Genomic DNA, 18206 nt, shown 5'->3' on the forward strand with positions numbered 1-18206 from the left:
CCCGAAGGCGATGCTGAATAAGTCGCCGCGATGACGCGCGCCGTGCATCGGGATGGGATGCAAGGCGCAAACCGCAGCCATAGCCGCAGCTATGGCGAGGATTTGCAACGCCGCAGACCGCCCGAGGTACGGATGCGCGGCGCGTGAGGGACTTGTTCAGCATGGCCCGAAGGTGGCTTTCTTGCTTGCAGGTCCGCATCACAGACCTGCTGCTTGGCCGGTTCAAGCGTCCAGCCGTGCCTCGATGGCAGCGCGCGTTGCCAGCAGTTCCTTGGGCAGGTGGTAGGCAAGCTTGGCGAAATGCTCGTCGTGGAGCTTGAGCTCATCCTTCCATGCTGCCTTGTCGATGGCAGTCACGGTATCGAACTGCGCGGCGCTGAAGTCGAGCCCCGCCCAGTTGATTTCGCCATACGTAGGGGCAATGCCGAACATGGTCTCGTGCCCGCTTGCCTTGCCTTCGATGCGATCAAGCATCCACTTGAGCACGCGCATGTTCTCGCCATAGCCGGGCCAGACGAACTTGCCAGCATCGTCCTTGCGGAACCAGTTGGTGGTGAAGATGCTCGGCAACGTGGCGCCCGAGGCCTTGAGCTTGGCGCCCAAATCCAGCCAGTGCTGGAAGTAGTCGCTCATGTTGTAGCCGCAGAACGGCAGCATGGCGAAGGGGTCGCGGCGCACCACGCCTTGCGCGCCAAAGGCGGCGGCGGTCGTCTCGCTGCCCATGGTGGCGGCCATGTAGACGCCGTCCTGCCAGTTGCGCGCCTCGGTCACCAGCGGCACCGTGGTCGAGCGGCGGCCACCGAAGATGAAGGCGTCGATGGGCACGCCCGCCGGGTCGTCCCAGGCAGGGTCGAGCGCCGGGTTGTTGGTGGCGGCCACGGTGAAGCGCGAGTTGGGGTGCGCGGCCTTGGCGCCGGTGTCCTTGGCGATTTGCGGCGTCCAATCCTGGCCCTTCCAGTCGATCAGGTGGTCGGGCAGTTTGCCCGTGTCTTTTTCCATGCCTTCCCACCACACGTCGCCGTCGTCGGTCAGTGCGACGTTGGTGAAGATCACGTCGCGGTCCAGGGAGCGCATGCAGTTCGGGTTGGTGTGCATGTTGGTGCCGGGCGCCACGCCAAAGTAACCCGCTTCGGGGTTGATGGCGTACATCTTGCCGTCGGCATGGGGTTTGATCCAGGCGATATCGTCGCCGATCGTGGTCACGCTCCAGCCCTCAAAGCCAGCCGGCGGCACCAGCATCGAGAAATTGGTCTTGCCGCAGGCACTGGGGAAGGCGGCGGCGACGTGGTACTTCTTGCCTTCGGGGTTGGTCACGCCCAGCACCAGCATGTGTTCGGCCAGCCAGCCCGGGCTACCGGAGGGCCCCTCTGAGGCCGCGCGGCCCATGTTCGAAGCGATGCGCAGCGCCAGGCACTTCTTGCCAAGCAAGGCATTGCCGCCGTAGCCAGAACCGTAGCTCCAGATTTCGCGCGTTTCAGGGTAGTGCACGATGTACTTGACCGTGGGGTTGCAAGGCCAGTTGGTCTGGTCCTTTTCACCCGCAGCCAGAGGCGCGCCCACGCTGTGCATGCAAGGCACGAATTCGCCCTCCGCGCCCAACACGTCGTACACCGCCTTGCCCATGCGCGTCATCAGGCGCTGGTTCACGGCCACGTAGGCGCTGTCGGTCAGCTCGACGCCGATGTGGGCAATGTGGCTGCCCAGTGGTCCCATGCTGAACGGCACCACGTACATGGTGCGGCCGCGCATGCAGCCGTCAAACAAGGGCTGCAGCGTGGCGCGCATGTCGCTTGGCGCCATCCAGTTGTTGGTCGGGCCGGCGTCTTCCTTCTTGTTCGAACAGATGAAGGTGCGGTCTTCGACGCGCGCCACATCGGACGGATCCGACAGCGCCAGGAAGCTGTCGGGGCGCTTGGCGGGGTTCAGGCGCTTGAAGGTGCCGGCGTCCACCAACTGCTGGCACAGGCGGTCGTACTCTTCTTTCGATCCGTCGCACCAGACGATGCTCTCGGGCTTGCACAGGGCCGCCATGTCCGCTACCCAAGCGAGCAGGCGCGTATTTTTGACATAGGCAGGCGCGCTGAGGTTCAGGCCCGGTGAGGTGGGTGCGTTCATGGAGGCTTCCTTAAGTTGAAAACGGTTTTTCAAAGGAAGCGGACGAACCGGAGGGCGGGCGAGGCCGCGCGGGTGGCGTTGCTGAGCGGCCTTTGAAAAAACGGCTCCAGGCTCAGTCGGCTCTCGGGGCGCGCGGTGCTCGACAGGCAAAGCGCATTCACGGGCTCCGTGGGTCGGCTGGGAGGTCGATTCTAAGAAGACCAGCCCACGCTGTCTGTCAGACAGCTGCAATATTCATGCAAAACTTGCATAGGGTTATGCCGCCATAAGGTCTGCCGACCAGCGCTCGAAGCCGCCTTTGCGCAGTTCGCACGCCGGGCAGTGGCCGCAGCCATAGCCCCAGGCGTGGAGCACACCGCGCTCCCCTTCGTAGCAGGTATGGGTGTGCTCCACGATCAACGCCACCAGCGCCTCGCCGCCCAGCGTGCGCGCCAGCGCCCAGGTCTGCGCCTTGTCCAGCCACATCAGCGGTGTCTCGATGGTGAAGCTCTGGCCCATGCCCAGCGAAATCGCGGCCTGCAAGGCCTTGAGCGTGTCGTCACGGCAGTCGGGGTAGCCGGAATAGTCCGTCTCGCACATGCCGCCCACCAGGGTGCGCAGCCCGCGCCGGTAGCCCACGGCGGCTGCCAATTGGAAGAACAGCAGGTTGCGCCCCGGTACGAAGGTGTTGGGCAAGCCGGCTTCGCCGAGCGCAATGGCCGTGCCTTGCGTCAGGGCGCAGTCGCTGATCTGGCCCAGCACCGCCAAGTCGATCACATGGTCGTCCCCCAGACGCCCCTGCCACTGGCCAAAGTGCTCGCGCAGGGCAGCCAGGACGCGCAGGCGGGCATCGAGTTCGATGCGGTGGCGCTGGCCATAGTCAAAGCCGATGGTCTCCACGTGCGCAAAGTTCTCGAGCGCCCAGGCCAGGCAGGTGGTGGAATCCTGCCCACCGGAAAAGAGCACCAGAGCGTGGCTGTTGCGCATGGAAACTTCCTTGAATAAAAAAGCCCCGCGGTGCGGGGCCTCGGGGTGAGCCAGAAAGGGCTCACGCCATATAAACGGCAATCATTGCCAGCAGAAAAATCATGATGGCGCCGACGGCGGGAAGCACGAAGGGGATCACATGCACCACCGATTCCACGGGGTCGACCGGGTGGGCGGGCACGGGGCTGTGAGAATCGGTCATGGCGGGGCTCCTGAAACGGGGACGGGAAAAATCACGATTCTAGGCTGCTCAGCGCAAAACCGCTTCCATGCCGGCCGCGCGCAGCTTTTCCAGCACCTCTTGCACGTGGGCCTTGCCGCGCGCCTGCAGCACCAGCTCGATCTCCACGTTCTGTGCCGCCAGCAGCGTGAACGCCCGCTGGTGGTGCACTTCCTCGATGTTGGCGCCCGCGTCGGCCACGGTCTTGGCAATGGCCGCCAGCACACCGGGCACGTCGCGCGCGCTCACCTGGATGCGCGCCAGCCGCCCGGAGCGGACCATGCCGCGCTCGATGATGGCGGCCAGCAGCAGCGGGTCGATGTTGCCGCCGCACAGCACCAGACCCACGCGCTTGCCTTTGAAGCGCTCCGGGTAGCGCACCAACGCCGCCAGGCCGGCGGCGCCCGCGCCTTCCACCAGCGTCTTCTCGATCTCCAGCAGCATCAGTACGGCCTGCTCGATGTCGCCTTCATCGACCAGCACCAGGTCGTCCACCAGCCGGCGCACCACCTCCAGCGTGACCGTGCCCGGCGTGCCCACGGCAATGCCTTCGGCGATGGTGGAGGTGCCCTGGCTGTGGTGCGTGCCCTTGACGGCGTTGACCATGGCAGGAAAGCGCTCGGTCTGCACGCCGATGATCTCGATGCCGGGGCGCAGCGCCTTGGCCGCCGTGGCCACGCCGGCAATCAGGCCGCCACCGCCCACGGCAATGACCAGCGCGTCGAGGTTCGGCACGGCGGTGAGCATCTCCAGGCCCAGCGTGCCTTGGCCGGCCGCAACAGCCTCATCGTTGTACGGGTGGACGAAGACCAGGCCCTGTGCCTCGGCGAGGGCATAGGCATGCTGACTGGCTTCTTCCAGTGAGCTGCCGTGCAACACCACCTCAGCACCAAAGCCGCGCGTGCGCTCGACCTTGACCCCAGGGGTGTAGCTGGGCATGACGATGACGGCGCGAATCCCCAACCGCTGCGCGTGGTAGGCAACGCCCTGGGCGTGGTTGCCGGCGCTCATGGCAATCACGCCGCGCGCGCGTTCCTCTGCGGTCAACTGCGCCAGCTTGTTGCAGGCGCCGCGCTCTTTGAAGGAGGCCGTGAACTGCAGGTTCTCGAACTTGAGAAAGACCTGCGCACCGACGATTTCGGAGAGCGTGCGGGATTCGACGCAGGGGGTGTCCAGCACCTGGCCTTGCAGGCGGGAGGCGGCGTCCTGGATGTCTTGCAGGGTGATCATGTTCAGCATTGTGGCGGGGAATGCCACATGGCGGGACCGAACACTTTTTTATCATCAAACTTGATAGCAATTAGCGCTTGCCTGGAAAGCGCTAGCGCCTGATTTTGCTCAAAACCAAGGATGCCAGTGTGACCTTTTACTGATTAGGCGCTGAGCCAACCCTGCACTTGTTCGCGACTGGGTACGCCACCGGCATGCACCACTTTGCCGTCGATCACAACGCCCGGCGTGCGCATGACGCCATAGCGCGCGATGTCGCGCAGGTCTTCAAGCTTCTCCAGCGTCACCGTCACGCCATTGGCCTGCGCCACCTGGTCGATCAGCGCGATGGTGTTTTTGCAATTGGCACAGCCAGTGCCGAGTACCTTGATGTCCATCATGGGCTCCTTTTGAAATGAAGAGAGAGGGATTGACCGGGGGGGTTGGCCACGCGAGCGGGTCACAGCACTGCGTTGAAGACAAAGCCCACCAACAAAATGCCAAAAGCCACCACCCCTGCGAAGGTGGCGATCAGGCGCACCTTGAGCACCTTGCGCAAGATGACCATCTCGGGCAGCGACAGCGCGATCACGCTCATCATGAACGCCAGTACCGTGCCCAGGGCGGCGCCCTTGGCCAGCAGGGCCTGCACGATGGGAATGACACCCGCCGCATTGGTGTACATGGGCACACCGATCACCACGGCCAGGGGAACCGACCACCAGACGTCCTTGCCCATGAAGCTGGCCATAAAGTCCTGGGGTACATAGCCATGAATACCGGCACCGATGGCGATGCCCGCCAGGATGTAGGGCCAGACCTTGCCCACAATTTCGCGCACGGAGGCGAACCCCGCCTGCACACGGTCGGCCAGCGTGGTGTCCGTGGCTTCAAAGTCAGCCGACATCTTGGGAATCTCACGGACCCAGTCTTCCAGATGCGCCTCCATCTTCAAGCGGCCAATGACCCAGCCGGCCACCACGGCCACGCCCAGGCCCAGGCTCAGGTAGAGCAAGGCGACCTTCCAGCCGAACATGCCGAACAACAGCGCCAACGCCACCTCGTTGACCATGGGTGCGGAGATCAGGAACGAGAAGGTGACCCCCAGCGGTACGCCCGCCTGGACGAAACCGATGAACAGTGGCACCGCAGAACAGGAGCAGAACGGGGTCACGATGCCCAGGCTGGCCGCCATCACATTGGCCAGACCCTCGGTTCGCCCCGCCAGCAAGGCCCGGGTACGTTCGGGCGTGAAATAGCTGTTGACCATGCCCATGACGAACACCACACCCGTCAGCAGCAACAGCACCTTGGGGGTGTCGTAGAAAAAGAACTGGAGCGCTCCACCCAGATGGCTGCTGCGCTCCACCGGTAACAGGGCGGCCAGCGCTTCGGATACGGGCATCAGGGTCTGGTACGCGGCAAACCACACCAAGACGGCCAGCGCCAGAAAGGCCGCTGGCTGGCGGGTTGGCCAGGTTTTGAACGAGAGGGTTTGTGCGGTCATGCCTGTGAAGACGATGGACACAGGAAAAAGACGCACCAGATCGCCGATATTTATGCAATAACTGTGCGAAACCATCTCCTGCAGGCTCGAATGGGGCCTGACAGAGGTGCGGCTTTAGCTTTGTTGAGGGGACTCAAGCGGTGGCCGGGGAACAAAGTCTTCCACCTGCCCGCCCGTGCCCATCGTGACCTGACAGGCGGTGGCCATGCGATCGCGAAGGCGCAGCCGGGCGCGCTGGAGGCGGGACTTCGCGGCGCTGAGCGTCAATCCGACCTGGGCCGCATAGTCCGCCTGCGGCATGCCGCCCAGGTCGCACAGCACGATGGCTTGCCGGTCTGCATCATTCAGCTCTGACAGCACCCGAGGCAGACAGGCGGTAAGACCGTCCACGGGCGCGTCCTCAGGAGCAGGCGCCGCCAAATCGTCCGGCAGCGCAAGCGCTTCGCGCTCGGATTTCAAGCGATCAGCCAGTGCATTGCGGGCCACTTCAAACAGCCAGGCTCTTGGGTTTTGAATCTTGCAAAACCCACTTCCCTGGCGCAGGGCTTTCATGAACAGGTCCTGCATCATGTCTTCCACGTCTTGCGGCTGGTTCAGCCGACGGCGCAACCAGCCGCGCAGCTCGGCGGCGTGTTGTCTCCAGGCGGTATCCAGGCAATTCATGGCGTGCCTCTTGACGGCAATGCAGAGGTATGGCGCTGCCCTGCTTCACGAAGGACAGGTTCATGGTCCACGGTCCGCAACAGATCTGGTGGGGGTTGTGTCATCGGGCAGCAGGAATGGATTTGGGGCAATGCTGTTCATAGGCTCTCGCACCAGCACAGGGATGATCATGACCCAGGTCAGGAAACCCACGGGCAGATTGGCCTGCGCGGCCGCCATGCTGCCAACCACCGGGAAAAACCCAGGAAAGAACCACCCCAACGCAATTTCCGATTCCCAACCTCCCAAATCTCTTCACTTGCCTGTCAAAGGCGATCGCGCAGAAGTTACAAATTGCATCAAAATTGGGGGGTTTCTGTGAGAATGCGCATGGGCCAGAGCCGCCACGCACACCAGGATTGCCAGCACCATGCACCAGGATCGCCAGCGCAAGATTCGTGAGCTGTTTGACGAGTACATCGCGTTGTACGCCGCACGGGACGACCGCCTGACCGCGCGCTTCAGCCAGAACTTCAGCGGCTACCCCGGCAGCGGCAATCGGCTGATCCACGACCGCGACGAATGGGTCCGCATCACCCGGCAGGACTTTGCGCAGGTGCCGGGCCGCATTCGCATCGAAATGCTGGATCTTTCGCTGCAGGACCTCAGCCCTGACGTGGTGGTGGTGACAGCCTTCTTTCACATCCATTTGCCCAGCGACGGCCAACTGTTGTCCAGAGAAGTCGCGCGGCTGGTGCTGATCTTCCGCCAGGAAGGGGCCGAGTGGATGATCGTGCACAGCGGCATTTCCATTCCATACCGTAGCGCGCAGGACGGCGAGGTCTACCCCCTCAAGAGCCTGCAGGAGCAGAACAGCGCCTTGCAGGCCCTGGTAGACGAGCGCACCCGGGCGCTGCACGAAAGCCAGGCCCTCTACCGCATGTTGACGGAGGATGCGCAGGATGTGCTCTGGAAGACAGACAGCCGGCTCGTCATGACCTACATCAGCCCGGCGGACGAACGCCTGCGGGGCTTTCGGGCCGACGAGGTGGTGGGGCACCATGTTTTTGAGATGTTCACCGACCAAGGCGTCGCCCTGGTCAAAGGCCTGCTCAAGCGCAGGGCCGCAGAAGACCCATCCGATACGTCGGAAGGATTCCTGACCTTCCAGGCGGAGCACCGCTGCAAGGACGGCCGCGTCATCTGGGGCGAGGTGCTGGCGAAACCCGACCGCAATGCGCAGGGAGAGATCGTGGGGTACCACGGCATCACCCGCGAGATCACCGAGCGCAAGCGCCTGGAAGAACAGGTCCGTCAACTGGCGTTCCACGACACGCTCACCCACCTGGCCAACCGCCGACTGCTGGTGGAGCACCTGGACCAGACCATGTCGGCCAGCAAGCGCAGCCACCGCCATGGCGCACTGCTGTTTCTGGATCTCGACAATTTCAAGCCGCTCAATGACACCCACGGCCATGGGGTGGGCGACCTGCTGCTGATCGAAGTGGCCGAACGCTTGAAAGACTGCGTGCGTGAAGCGGACACCGTGGCCCGCTTTGGCGGCGACGAGTTCGTCGTGCTGCTGTGCGAACTGGACACGCTGCAAGACGAAGCCACCACGCAAGCCGCCGCCATTGCAGAAAAAATCCGCACCCGCCTGGCCGAGCCCTATGTGCTGCAGGCCGCCCCCTCCGGCCCGGCGACCGGCACCATCGAGCACCAATGCACCGCCAGCATCGGCGTAGCGGTTTTCCGCGGGCGCGACGAGGATCAGAACAGCGTGATTGACAGGGCGGATGCGGCGATGTACCAGGCCAAGGAGGATGGGCGCAACCGCATCCGGTTCGCACCCAGTCCGATTTCGGCGGCTTGATGCGCGCAAGTGTTCTTTGCCATTCCTGTCTGAGAACGTGTTTACGATCTCCCAGGAGCCGCGTTGGAGCGCAATCGGGATGAGTGGATGCTTCGGATGCGCCGCATGGGCTCATGCCCATGCAAGCAGCCGGGGCGTCCAATCGCCCGATTTCGCTCCAACCCTTTGGGCAGTGGTCTTTGCGGGCGGTCTGCGGTGTTGCGGCGCTTGCCAATAGCGGGGCTATTGGCCGCCCACCGCGCCTTGCATCCCATCCCGCAAAGACCGCTGCGCGGCCCCTGGAAGATCGTAAACACGTTCTGAGACAGCGCACCAAAGCCAGAGACGCAGTGAGGCTGCGGTCAGCCAGGAACGGCAAGACGGAACAGCGCCATCGGCGCACGCGTGCCCCTCCGCCCCGTATCGACCCGCACGCCGTATGAAAGGGCGCCGGTTCAGCCTGGCAGCGACACGGCTGGCACTGCGCCTACCCGCACTGCCACGCCCTGCCCCAGCTCAAACCGGCTCACCAGCAAGCCTAACTGGCTGGCCTGCTGGCGCAGCGACGCAGCCGCGGCGGCCGATTCTTCGGCCAGGGCGGCGTTCTGGTGCGCCATCTGGTCGAGCTGGCCGACAAACTGGTTCACCTCGCCGATGCGCCCCATCTGCTGGTTGACCTCGGTGGCGATGGCGGAAATCCGACCCGAGACGCTTTCGACCGAGGCTGTCACCTCGGCGGTGGTCTGACCGGCACGCCCGACCTGCTGCGTGCCCGAGGCCACCTTGGCCAGCGAGGTGTGGATCAGGCTGCTGATGTCTTTGGCGGCGGCGGCGCTGCGGCCGGCCAGGGCGCGCACCTCGCTGGCCACCACGGCAAAGCCCCGGCCCTGCTCACCCGCGCGTGCGGCTTCCACGGCCGCGTTGAGCGCCAGGATGTTGGTCTGGAACGCAATGCCGTCGATGATGGAAATGATGTCGGAGATCTTGTGCGAGGCTGCGTCAATTTCGCGCATGGTCGAGACGACCTGCCCCATCTCGCTGCCGCTGCGCGCCGCCACGCTGCTGGTCTGGGTGGATATCTGCCGCGTGGCCTGCGCCGTGGCAGTGGTCTCCTGGACCGAGGTGGTGAGCTGGGCAATGGACGCCAGCGCGGTCTCCAGCGTGCTGGCGGCTTCTTCGGTGCGGTCGCTCAGGTCCTGGCTGCCCTGGGCAATTTCACCGCTGGCGTTGTTGATGTCGTCCGACGCCTGGCGCACCCCCGTGGCCAGCTCCAGCAGGTTCTGGCGCATGGCCTCCAGCGCGGTCAGCAGGCCGCCAATTTCATCCTGGCGGTGCGTGTCGATGGGCTGCGAGAGGTCGTGCCGGGCCATGCGGCGGGTCGCCTCGACGGCTTCGCGCACGGCGGCGCGGGTGTCGCGCACCAGCCACCAGGCCAGGGCACTGCCAAACGCAAAGGCCAGCAGCGCGCCGACGATGATCAGCACCCGGGCCGTGCGGGCGTCCGCGATGGCCAGGGCCGAACTGCTGGCGTTGGCTGCGTCCTGCCAATCGCTGAGGGCATTCACGGCCTTGCCCCAGGCTTGCTGGCGCGCGCTCCAGGTGGCGGCGTCCTTGCCGTATTCATTGCGCATCTGAAAGGCCATGGCCGCATCGCCGCGCCCGGCCGTCTCTTTCTCGCTGACGGCCAGCAGTTCACGCGCCGCGTGGCCGGCGGCCTTCACGGGCCCAAGCAAGGCCTTCGCCTGGGCATCTTCCGCCAGCAGCGCGGCCAGACGCGTCTCTGCCGTGTCGTATTCCTTGAGCGTACTGCGCACACGAGCCAGGAGGGCCGGGCCACCCTGAAGGTCGGTGCCGCCCAAGTCACCCAGTGCCTGCACGTAGCCGGAGACGCTGCGCGCCATCACATTGAGCGTTTGCGATCGCGCCGCGTTGTGCACCGTGATGTCCTCCAGCGTGGCCGACAGCGCTTGCATGCGCAGCAAGGAGAGCACCGCCATACCCAGCAGCAACACCAGAATGACGCCAAAGCCCAGGGAAAGCCGGGCCGCCAGGCTGCGCACGGAAATGAGTTGCATGCTTGTCTCTCTGTCTTGTTGGAAAGTGTGGGCGTCCTTCTGCCGCCGCCCAGGCAACATGGCATTGCCGGGTGCGCAGCGCGAGGCTACGCCCCGCAGCGCAAGGCATCAACTGTGGAGTTCCGCAATTGACAGGCGGTTCGCGGGGCTTGTGGTTTTTATAAGAAAAGTGCCTTTAGCGCTTATGCAGAAAGCGCTGACAGCTATCAAAACAATAGTTTCGCCCAGCCCCCAGGGACCGCACCAGCCTGCGTCATAAGGGCCGGAGCCCAAGCGAAGTGAGCGCACCTGGGCCTGGTGGCTCTGGTGCGCTCCGGTGCAGTCTGCGGGTGCTAGCGCTGGCGCACCGCGGTGCCCATGGGGCAAGCACCGACAGCGCACTCAGTTGTCTTGCCCTGGTCGGTGTTCCTCGCGGCGCGGGCCGCCGTGCCTATCCCGGTTCTCGGGCGCCTGAGCGCCACGCGGCGCTTGTGCGGGCTGTTGGCGCTGCGCTTGCCTCGGGGCCTGGCGCACTGGCGGCTCCTGTTGCGCACGCTGGGCCTGGGGTTGGCGCGCCTGCTGCGCACGCTGCTGCAATTGTTGCTCCTGCTGCAAGTGCAGGTGCTGTTGCTGCGCGCGCTGTTCCTGCTTCTGCGCGGCGCGGGCGGCCTGCTCATTGCGCGCCTCTGAATCGCGCTGGGTGTTCTGCTCACGCTGCCCCTGCTCGGGCCGCCGGGCTGGTGGGCGCCGCAGGTCTTGCGGCGCTGCGACTTCCGGGCGTGGCGGCGGCATGGCGGCGTTGCGCGGCGGCGGCTCATGGCGTTCGCGCGCAGACGGCGGCACGCTGGCCTGCGGGGGCCGCACCACCGGCATGGCCGGTGCATGGGAGGCGTTGGGCGCAGCACCGCCGCGCGGCAGTTCGGGGCGCTGCGACGGGCCGGGCAATGCCTCGCGCCGCAGTGGGGTCTCCGCCCGGCCCCGCGAGAAGGCCGGGTGGGAGACCACACGCCGCTCCACCGCGGCGGCTGGCGGCGTGGGGTGTGCCTGCGTCAACCGCGAGGCGCCGAACACGCTGCGCGGGTCACGCGTCGGCGTCGGCGGGGCCACCACACGGGCGCGCTCCAGCTCGCGCGCGGCCACTGGACGCACGTTGCCGCGCACATGCTGGCCCTGGGAAAACGCGGCCACCGTCACCGCCGTCACGGCGGCCGGCAGGTGCTGGTAGCGGTAGCCGTTGTTGGCATTCGCGGTGTTGTGCGGCGTGTATTGGCCCCCAAACGGGTTCACGCGGCCCAGATAGGCCCTGCTGGCCCGGTAGCTCGGGCGCCAGGCCTCGCCGGGCGCCAGCGGAAACCAGGCCACGCCGGGCTGCGTGGCGCCACCCACCGCAATGGCGAAGTTCACACCCCCAGCGCTGCCGCCGACAAAGCCCACCAGCGCGGGCGCGTAAACCGGGTGGGCCGCGCTGGCACCTGGCACCCAGCACCAGCGCGCACCGCGCTGGGCCCAGCGGCCGTAGTGGAACGGGGCAAAGCCCCAGGGTTCGTCGTCGATCCAGGTCCAGCCCCAGGGCGCAATCGAGGCCCAGTGGCCGACGCGGTACGGTGCCCAATCCTGCACCGTCACGCGCGGCACCCAGACGGTGCCATACACCGGGTCGCTCTCCCAGTCGCCATAGTTGTCCAGTTGCTGGTAGCCGATCACGTCGCGCGAGACATAACGCGCCGCCAGCGACTGGTCTTCCGCCCGGTCGCGCGCCTCTGCCCAGCGGTCAAACGGGTCGAGCGCTGGCGCGGTCTGCCCGGCGGCCTGCACCAGGTCCGCGCCCGCGAAGCTGATCTGCTGGCGCGCGCCCAGGCTGGCCGAGGCGCCGTTGCTGCCGTACACCACGGCGCTGCCCGATCGAACCGTCACGCGCGTGGTGCCGTCGATCGGGTCCACGTCCAGCCGGTAGTCGCCCGGCTGTGAGGCGGTGAACGCCAGGTTGGGGGTATCGACCTCAAAGCGCTGGCCTGGCGGCAGGCTGCGCAGGCGCACGATCAGGCTGCCCTGGCTGAGCGCGAGCTGCACGGTCTGGTCGTCCAGCACGGAGAAAGCCAGGCTGGTCTGCCCATCCAGCCGCAGCGCAGTCGAGCCGACGTGCAGCTCGGAGCGCGCGCCCGTGTCGTTCCAGAGCCGGTCGCCCTGCGTCAACGGCCGGTTCAGCACCGCGCCGGCCCACTGGTCAAACCCGGCGGGCGCAAAGCTCACCGGCCCGTCAAAGGCGTTGAGCTGTGCCACGCGCCCCGGCGGGTCGCCAGCGGCTCCCTGCGCGAAGGCGCCCGTGCCGCACAGGGCAGCCAGCAGCACGAACAACAGCAGCGCCAGCCGCCCACGGTTTGGAAAAAAAGCCTTGGCATGCACGTTGTGGCCCCCGCAGCCTGTGGTGGGGCGGCTGCGCTCTTTACCCCACTTCGTAGAACGCGCCAGCGCCGAGAAAGACAACCGGCACAGCCGCCAAACCGTCACCGGATGCAACGCGGTGCGCTGCGCCCAGGCCGCGCAAGCCGCTCCGCTGTTTGTGTTGAATCAAACTACAAATAGTGTTTTAACTATATCTTCAACACCATAGGTAGTGTTTTCTGCCGCAGACCTTTGGAGAATTGCATGGTATCCACCCTTGCCACCCTGCCGCGTGAGGTGCTCAAGCGCAGCGGCCACCGCGCCGCCTTTGATGCGGAAAAGATCCGCTCTGCCTTGCTGCGCGCAGGCGCCGCCGCGGGCGAATTCGCGGCCGACGAAGCCGCCCTGCTGGCCGCGCAGGTGGGCAAGGTGCTGATCCACCGCTTCCATGGCGAGGCGCCCGGCATCGAGCAGATCCAGGACGTGGTCGAGCAGACCCTGATCGCCGCCAACCATCTGGCCACGGCCCGCGCCTACATCGCCTACCGCGACCGCCACGCCACCTTGCGCGCCGACCACCAGACGCTGGTCAACGTGGAAAGCTCCATCAACGAATACCTCACCCGCGCCGACTGGCGCGTCAACGCCAACGCCAACCAGGGCTATTCGCTGGGCGGCCTCATCCTCAACGTGGCGGGCAAGGTCACGGCCAATTACTGGCTGTCGCACGTCTACACGCCAGAAATTGGCGAGGCGCACCGCAATGGCGACATCCACATCCACGACCTCGACATGCTCAGCGGCTACTGCGCGGGCTGGTCGCTGCGCACGCTGCTCAACGAAGGGCTCAATGGCGTTCCCGGCAAGGTCGAAGCGGGCCCGCCCAAACACATGTCGTCAGCCGTGGGGCAGATCGTGAACTTTTTGGGCACGCTGCAGAACGAATGGGCCGGTGCCCAGGCGTTCTCGTCGTTCGACACCTACATGGCGCCCTATGTGCGGATCGATGCCATGGATTACGCCGCCGTGCGCCAGTGCATCCAGGAGCTGGTCTACAACCTCAACGTGCCATCGCGCTGGGGCACGCAAACGCCGTTCACCAACCTCACCTTCGACTGGATCTGCCCCGACGACCTGCGCGAGCAGGTGCCGGTGATTGCGGGCAAGGAGATGCCGTTCAGCTACGGCGAGCTGCAGGCCGAGATGGACCTCATCAACCGCGCCTACATCGACGTCATGACCACGGGCGATGCCAAGGGCCGCGTGTTCACCTTTCCCATCCCCACCTACAACATCACCAAAGACTTCCCGTGGGAGAGCGAGAACGCGCAATTGCTGTTCGAGATGACGGCCAAGTACGGCCTGCCGTACTTCCAGAACTTCATCAACTCCGAGCTGGAGCCGAACATGGTGCGCTCCATGTGCTGCCGCCTGCAGCTGGACCTGCGCGAGCTCTTGAAGCGCGGCAACGGCCTGTTTGGCAGCGCCGAGCAGACCGGCAGCCTGGGTGTGGTGACCATCAACTGCGCGCGGCTGGGCTATCTGCACGCAGGCGACGAGACGGCACTGCTGGCCGCGCTCGACCGCCTGCTCGAATTGGGCAAGCAAAGCCTGGAGACCAAGCGCAAACTGATCCAGCGGCTCATGGACCAGGGCCTGTTCCCCTACACCAAGCGCTACCTCGGTACGCTGCGCAACCACTTCAGCACGCTGGGCGTGAACGGCATCAACGAAATGGTGCGCAACTTTACGGGCGATGCGCACGACATCACCAGCGAGCGCGGCCACCAGCTCGCCGTGCGCCTGCTTGACCATGTGCGCGAACGCATGACCGCTTTTCAGGAAGCAACCGGCCACCTCTACAACCTGGAGGCCACGCCCGCCGAAGGCACCACCTACCGCTTCGCCAAGGAGGACAAAAAGCGCTGGCCCGCCATCGTGCAGGCAGGCACGGCGGACAAGCCGTACTACACCAACTCCTCGCAGTTGCCCGTGGGCTGGACGGACGACCCCTTCGAGGCCCTGACGCGCCAGGAGGTGCTGCAGAGCAAATACACCGGCGGCACCGTGCTGCACCTGTACATGGGCGAGCGGCTGTCGAGCGGCGCCGCCTGCCGCGACCTGGTCAAACGCTCGCTCACGCGCTTTCGCCTGCCCTACATCACCATCACGCCCACGTTCTCGATCTGCCCCACGCACGGCTACCTGGCGGGCGAGCACAAGTTCTGCCCCACCTGCGACGAAGAGCGCCTGCAGGCCAAGCGCGCCGCATTGGCGGCGTGACACGACCCCATCAAAAAATATGAGTCAAATTGGCCTCTAGCGCTTATCCATCAAGCGCAAGCAGCTATTGATTCAATAGTAAATCAACGGTGAGGCCACACCCCTCCGTTGCCCCCGGGCGGCGCAGCACACGCTGCGGCATGCCCCCTTTTCACCCTGAAGGAGAACATCCATGAGCCACTATTCCACCACCGAACACCAGGCCCTGTCCGACGTGCAACTGAGCGACGCCGAGCGCCAGCCCTGCGAAGTCTGGACCCGCGTGATGGGTTACCACCGCCCGGTCGCCAGCTTCAATATCGGCAAGCAGGGCGAGCACCACGAGCGCCAATTTTTTGCCGAAACCCCCAGTGGCCGTTGACCTGCAAAGCCGCCCTCCGCACCGGCCCGTGCCGGTGCCCGTGGTGACTGCGCCCGCCGCACACGCCGATGCTGCGTTGCTGCGCATCGGCGGCATCACGCCGCTCACCAGCATCGACTTCCCCGGCCGCCTGGCCGCCGTGCTGTACTGCCAGGGCTGCCCCTGGCGCTGCGGCTACTGCCACAACCCCGAGCTGCTGTGCGCCACCACCCCCGCCGCCGTGCCCTGGCCCGAGGTGCTGGCGTTTCTCAAAAGCCGCCAGGGCCTGCTCGACGGCGTCGTCTTCTCCGGTGGCGAACCCACGCTGCAAGCCTCCTTGCCCGCCGCGCTGGCCGAGGTGCGCGCCTTGGGCCTTCAAACCGCGCTGCACACCGGCGGCATGTACCCCGAGCGCCTGCAAGCGCTGCTGCCCCTGCTCGACTGGGTGGGCCTGGACATCAAAGGCCCCCTGCACGCCTACGACGCCATCACGCGCACCCCCGGCAGCGGCGCCAAAGCCTTTGAATCGTTGCAACGCCTGCTCGCCAGCGGCGTGCCCTATGAATGCCGCACCACCTGGCACGCGGGCCTGTTCAGTGTGGACGACCTGTTCGCCCTGGCCGACACGCTGGCCGATGCAGGCGTGGCCCACTGGGCGCTTCAGGAATGCCGCGCGCCGGGCGCTTCTGCCTGGGCCTTGACGGCTGGGCAGGTGGAGCGGCTGGGGGCGCGGTTTGCGGGGTTGGTGGTACGGCGGGGGTGAGAGGCAGGTCACCGGTAACTGCCCTTGGGCAAGCGAGTGCGAGCGACTGTTCAAGGCGGGAAGTCGACAGTCACCAAAGACGACTCTTTGCTTCCTTGGCACTCAGTAGGTTGGTCAAGATTCGATCGGAATCAACGGGCAGCGGCCTAAATGGATGCGATATAAGTCTCTATCTGCGACGCACGAGCTCTCAGACATTCGGCTAAACGTCGCGCAAAAAACCAGGAGAGGTTACGCCGTGATTCATCAGTTGGACATTGCGCATTTCGGAAGTTTCGATGGATTTCAGTGGAAAAGCTCGATTAGGGACACGTCCGGAAACAACGTTCAGAGCTTCAAGATGCTCAACATCATCTACGGCCGAAACTACTCCGGGAAAACTACGCTTTCCAGGGTATTCAGGAGTCTTGAGAAAGGTGAGATCCCGTGGCGCTACGAGGACGCACGCTTCGTGGTGCGAGGCGATAAGGGGGATCTGACTCATCAGCAGATTGCTGGACACGGCTACGACATCCGCGTCTACAACAGAGATTTCGTGGTGGAGAACCTGAGCTTCCTCACCGACCAGCGCGCCGGGAGCATACAAACCTTTGCGATTGTCGGCAGCGAGAACAACGCCTTGGCAGAACGTATCGCAGCGCTGTTTACCAGCCTGGGTAGTGTTGAGGAGAAGCGTGGCGCGCGCTACGACGCGGCGCAGGCCTCGGAAAAGCACTTCAAAACAAGCAAGCGGGCCAAGGACGCTAGTGATGAGCTCGATGAACTTTTGCGTCGACAGGCTAACGATGTCATCAAAAAGGATCGTGCGTTCGGCCATGTGGGATACAACATCGACAGCATTAAGGCAGACATTGCATTCGTCACGGGTAACAAGCTCGAAGTATTGACTGAGGCCGAAAGGTCTAGTTACGTCGCGCTGCTGAAGGAGGATGCACTGCCAGAGATACGCGCTACCGCGTCCTTCAGGTCAAAGCTTGATGCACTATTCGACGAGGCAACGCCGCTGATCGGCACCGCCATAGAGCCCACCAAACCGCTACAGGATTTACTGGACGATGCCGCGTTGCAATCTTGGGCGCGCGAGGGTATCGGACACCACAAGGGAAAGCGCGAAGACTGCGCCTTTTGTCGGCAGCAGCTTCCCGCCAACCTCTGGCAGACGTTGGCAAATCATTTCAACCAGGCCTCTGAGACGCTCGGAGCGGCGATCGATGCCTGCTCTGAGAAGATCCGTGTTGAGATACAGAGCGTGGCTTGGATGCCAGTGCTTGAATCGGGTCAGTTCTACGCATCCGAGCGACCTGCTTTTGAGGCGGCTAAGTCCGATCTCGTGAAATCCATCGAGTCCTACAAAACCGATCTAAAGAAGCTTGCGGACGCGTTGGCGAGCCGACGCGCGTCGCTGTTTCGAGCCGGAAGGCTTCCGCTGCGAGAGTTTGATGAAGCAGCGGCAGAGGCTGCGACACACTCGTTCAACTCAGTTGTGGCAGCGAACAACGGCCGCTCTACGACGCTGAATAAGGACAAGGACGCAGCACGGTTGGCGCTTCGGCGCAGCAAGGTCGCTGAGTTCCTTGCGACCCTTGACCTTCCTGGCAAAGAAGCGCACATCCTTCAGCTTCGAGAGAAGTGCGCCGACGCCAAGACGATAGCGGATACAACGCGCCAAGCTCAGCATTCCATCGAGCAGGAGATCAAGCAGCTTGAAGCGCAGCAGAAAGACGAGCGCAAAGGCGCAGAGCGTGTCAATGCGCTGCTGAACCACTATTTTGGCCATGGCGGGGTTAGCGAAGTAATCGGCCCGCCCGTGCCGCAAATCGTGCCGAAGAAACACGTGGCGTTGGCCTGCCGAATATGGCATGGTGGAACGCAG

14 protein-coding genes are annotated in these 18206 nt (G+C 64.7%); 5 read left to right on the forward strand and 9 right to left on the reverse strand.

The features are described 5' to 3' along the window. Positions 1–222: 222 nt before the first annotated feature. From D3F03_RS16875 to D3F03_RS16900, 7 genes are all read right to left on the reverse strand, one after another. The gene (locus D3F03_RS16875; RefSeq protein ID WP_119110594.1) at positions 223–2115 is read right to left on the reverse strand and encodes a phosphoenolpyruvate carboxykinase (GTP); all 1893 of its coding nucleotides are present in this window, start codon (positions 2113–2115) and stop codon (positions 223–225) included. Between the two features lie 255 nt (positions 2116–2370). After that, the gene (gene queC, locus D3F03_RS16880; protein ID WP_119110595.1) at positions 2371–3081 is read right to left on the reverse strand and encodes a 7-cyano-7-deazaguanine synthase QueC; all 711 of its coding nucleotides are present in this window, start codon (positions 3079–3081) and stop codon (positions 2371–2373) included. Between the two features lie 61 nt (positions 3082–3142). Beyond that, the gene (locus D3F03_RS17335) at positions 3143–3283 is read right to left on the reverse strand and encodes a hypothetical protein (RefSeq protein ID WP_199665501.1); all 141 of its coding nucleotides are present in this window, start codon (positions 3281–3283) and stop codon (positions 3143–3145) included. Positions 3284–3331: 48 nt separating this feature from the next. Beyond that, on the reverse strand, positions 3332–4531 hold the full coding sequence (locus D3F03_RS16885) for a threonine ammonia-lyase (protein WP_119110614.1): 1200 nt from the start codon (positions 4529–4531) through the stop codon (positions 3332–3334). A 143-nt stretch (positions 4532–4674) separates the two neighbouring features. Further along, entirely contained in the window at positions 4675–4908 is a 234-nt protein-coding gene (locus D3F03_RS16890; protein WP_425453167.1) for a thioredoxin family protein, read from the reverse strand. A gap of 62 nt (positions 4909–4970) precedes the next feature. Continuing rightward, entirely contained in the window at positions 4971–6017 is a 1047-nt protein-coding gene (locus D3F03_RS16895) for a permease (RefSeq protein ID WP_119110597.1), read from the reverse strand. Positions 6018–6131: 114 nt separating this feature from the next. Further along, positions 6132–6680: a sigma-70 family RNA polymerase sigma factor gene (locus tag D3F03_RS16900; protein WP_119110598.1), complete on the reverse strand. Its 549-nt coding sequence runs from the start codon at positions 6678–6680 to the stop codon at positions 6132–6134. A 409-nt stretch (positions 6681–7089) separates the two neighbouring features. Here D3F03_RS16900 and D3F03_RS16905 point away from each other — a divergent pair, with 409 nt between their 5' ends. Beyond that, positions 7090–8532, forward strand: coding sequence for a diguanylate cyclase domain-containing protein (locus D3F03_RS16905; RefSeq protein ID WP_119110599.1), 1443 nt, complete (start codon positions 7090–7092; stop codon positions 8530–8532). Positions 8533–8966: 434 nt separating this feature from the next. Here the strand turns inward: D3F03_RS16905 and D3F03_RS16915 are convergent, their stop codons facing one another. Further along, complete coding sequence (locus D3F03_RS16915; protein ID WP_158606176.1) at positions 8967–10586, reverse strand: methyl-accepting chemotaxis protein; 1620 nt, start codon at positions 10584–10586, stop codon at positions 8967–8969. A 381-nt stretch (positions 10587–10967) separates the two neighbouring features. Then, positions 10968–12968, reverse strand: coding sequence for a DUF6600 domain-containing protein (locus D3F03_RS16920; protein ID WP_147414735.1), 2001 nt, complete (start codon positions 12966–12968; stop codon positions 10968–10970). Positions 12969–13211: 243 nt separating this feature from the next. Here D3F03_RS16920 and D3F03_RS16925 point away from each other — a divergent pair, with 243 nt between their 5' ends. The 4 genes from D3F03_RS16925 to D3F03_RS16940 form a co-directional block, all read left to right on the forward strand. After that, positions 13212–15230 (forward strand): ribonucleoside triphosphate reductase, encoded by a 2019-nt coding sequence (locus tag D3F03_RS16925; RefSeq protein WP_119110602.1) that lies wholly within the window; start codon positions 13212–13214, stop codon positions 15228–15230. Between the two features lie 172 nt (positions 15231–15402). Then, positions 15403–15591, forward strand: coding sequence for an anaerobic ribonucleoside-triphosphate reductase (gene nrdD, locus D3F03_RS16930; protein WP_119110603.1), 189 nt, complete (start codon positions 15403–15405; stop codon positions 15589–15591). 43 nt (positions 15592–15634) lie between these two features. Beyond that, on the forward strand, positions 15635–16333 hold the full coding sequence (locus D3F03_RS16935) for an anaerobic ribonucleoside-triphosphate reductase activating protein (protein WP_425453169.1): 699 nt from the start codon (positions 15635–15637) through the stop codon (positions 16331–16333). Positions 16334–16571: 238 nt separating this feature from the next. Continuing rightward, the coding region (locus D3F03_RS16940; RefSeq protein WP_158606177.1) for an AAA family ATPase at positions 16572–18206 on the forward strand (1635 nt) is incomplete at its 3' end.

The sequence above is a fragment of the Simplicispira hankyongi genome, assembly GCF_003570885.1.
In the GTDB taxonomy this organism is placed as follows: domain Bacteria; phylum Pseudomonadota; class Gammaproteobacteria; order Burkholderiales; family Burkholderiaceae_C; genus Simplicispira; species Simplicispira hankyongi.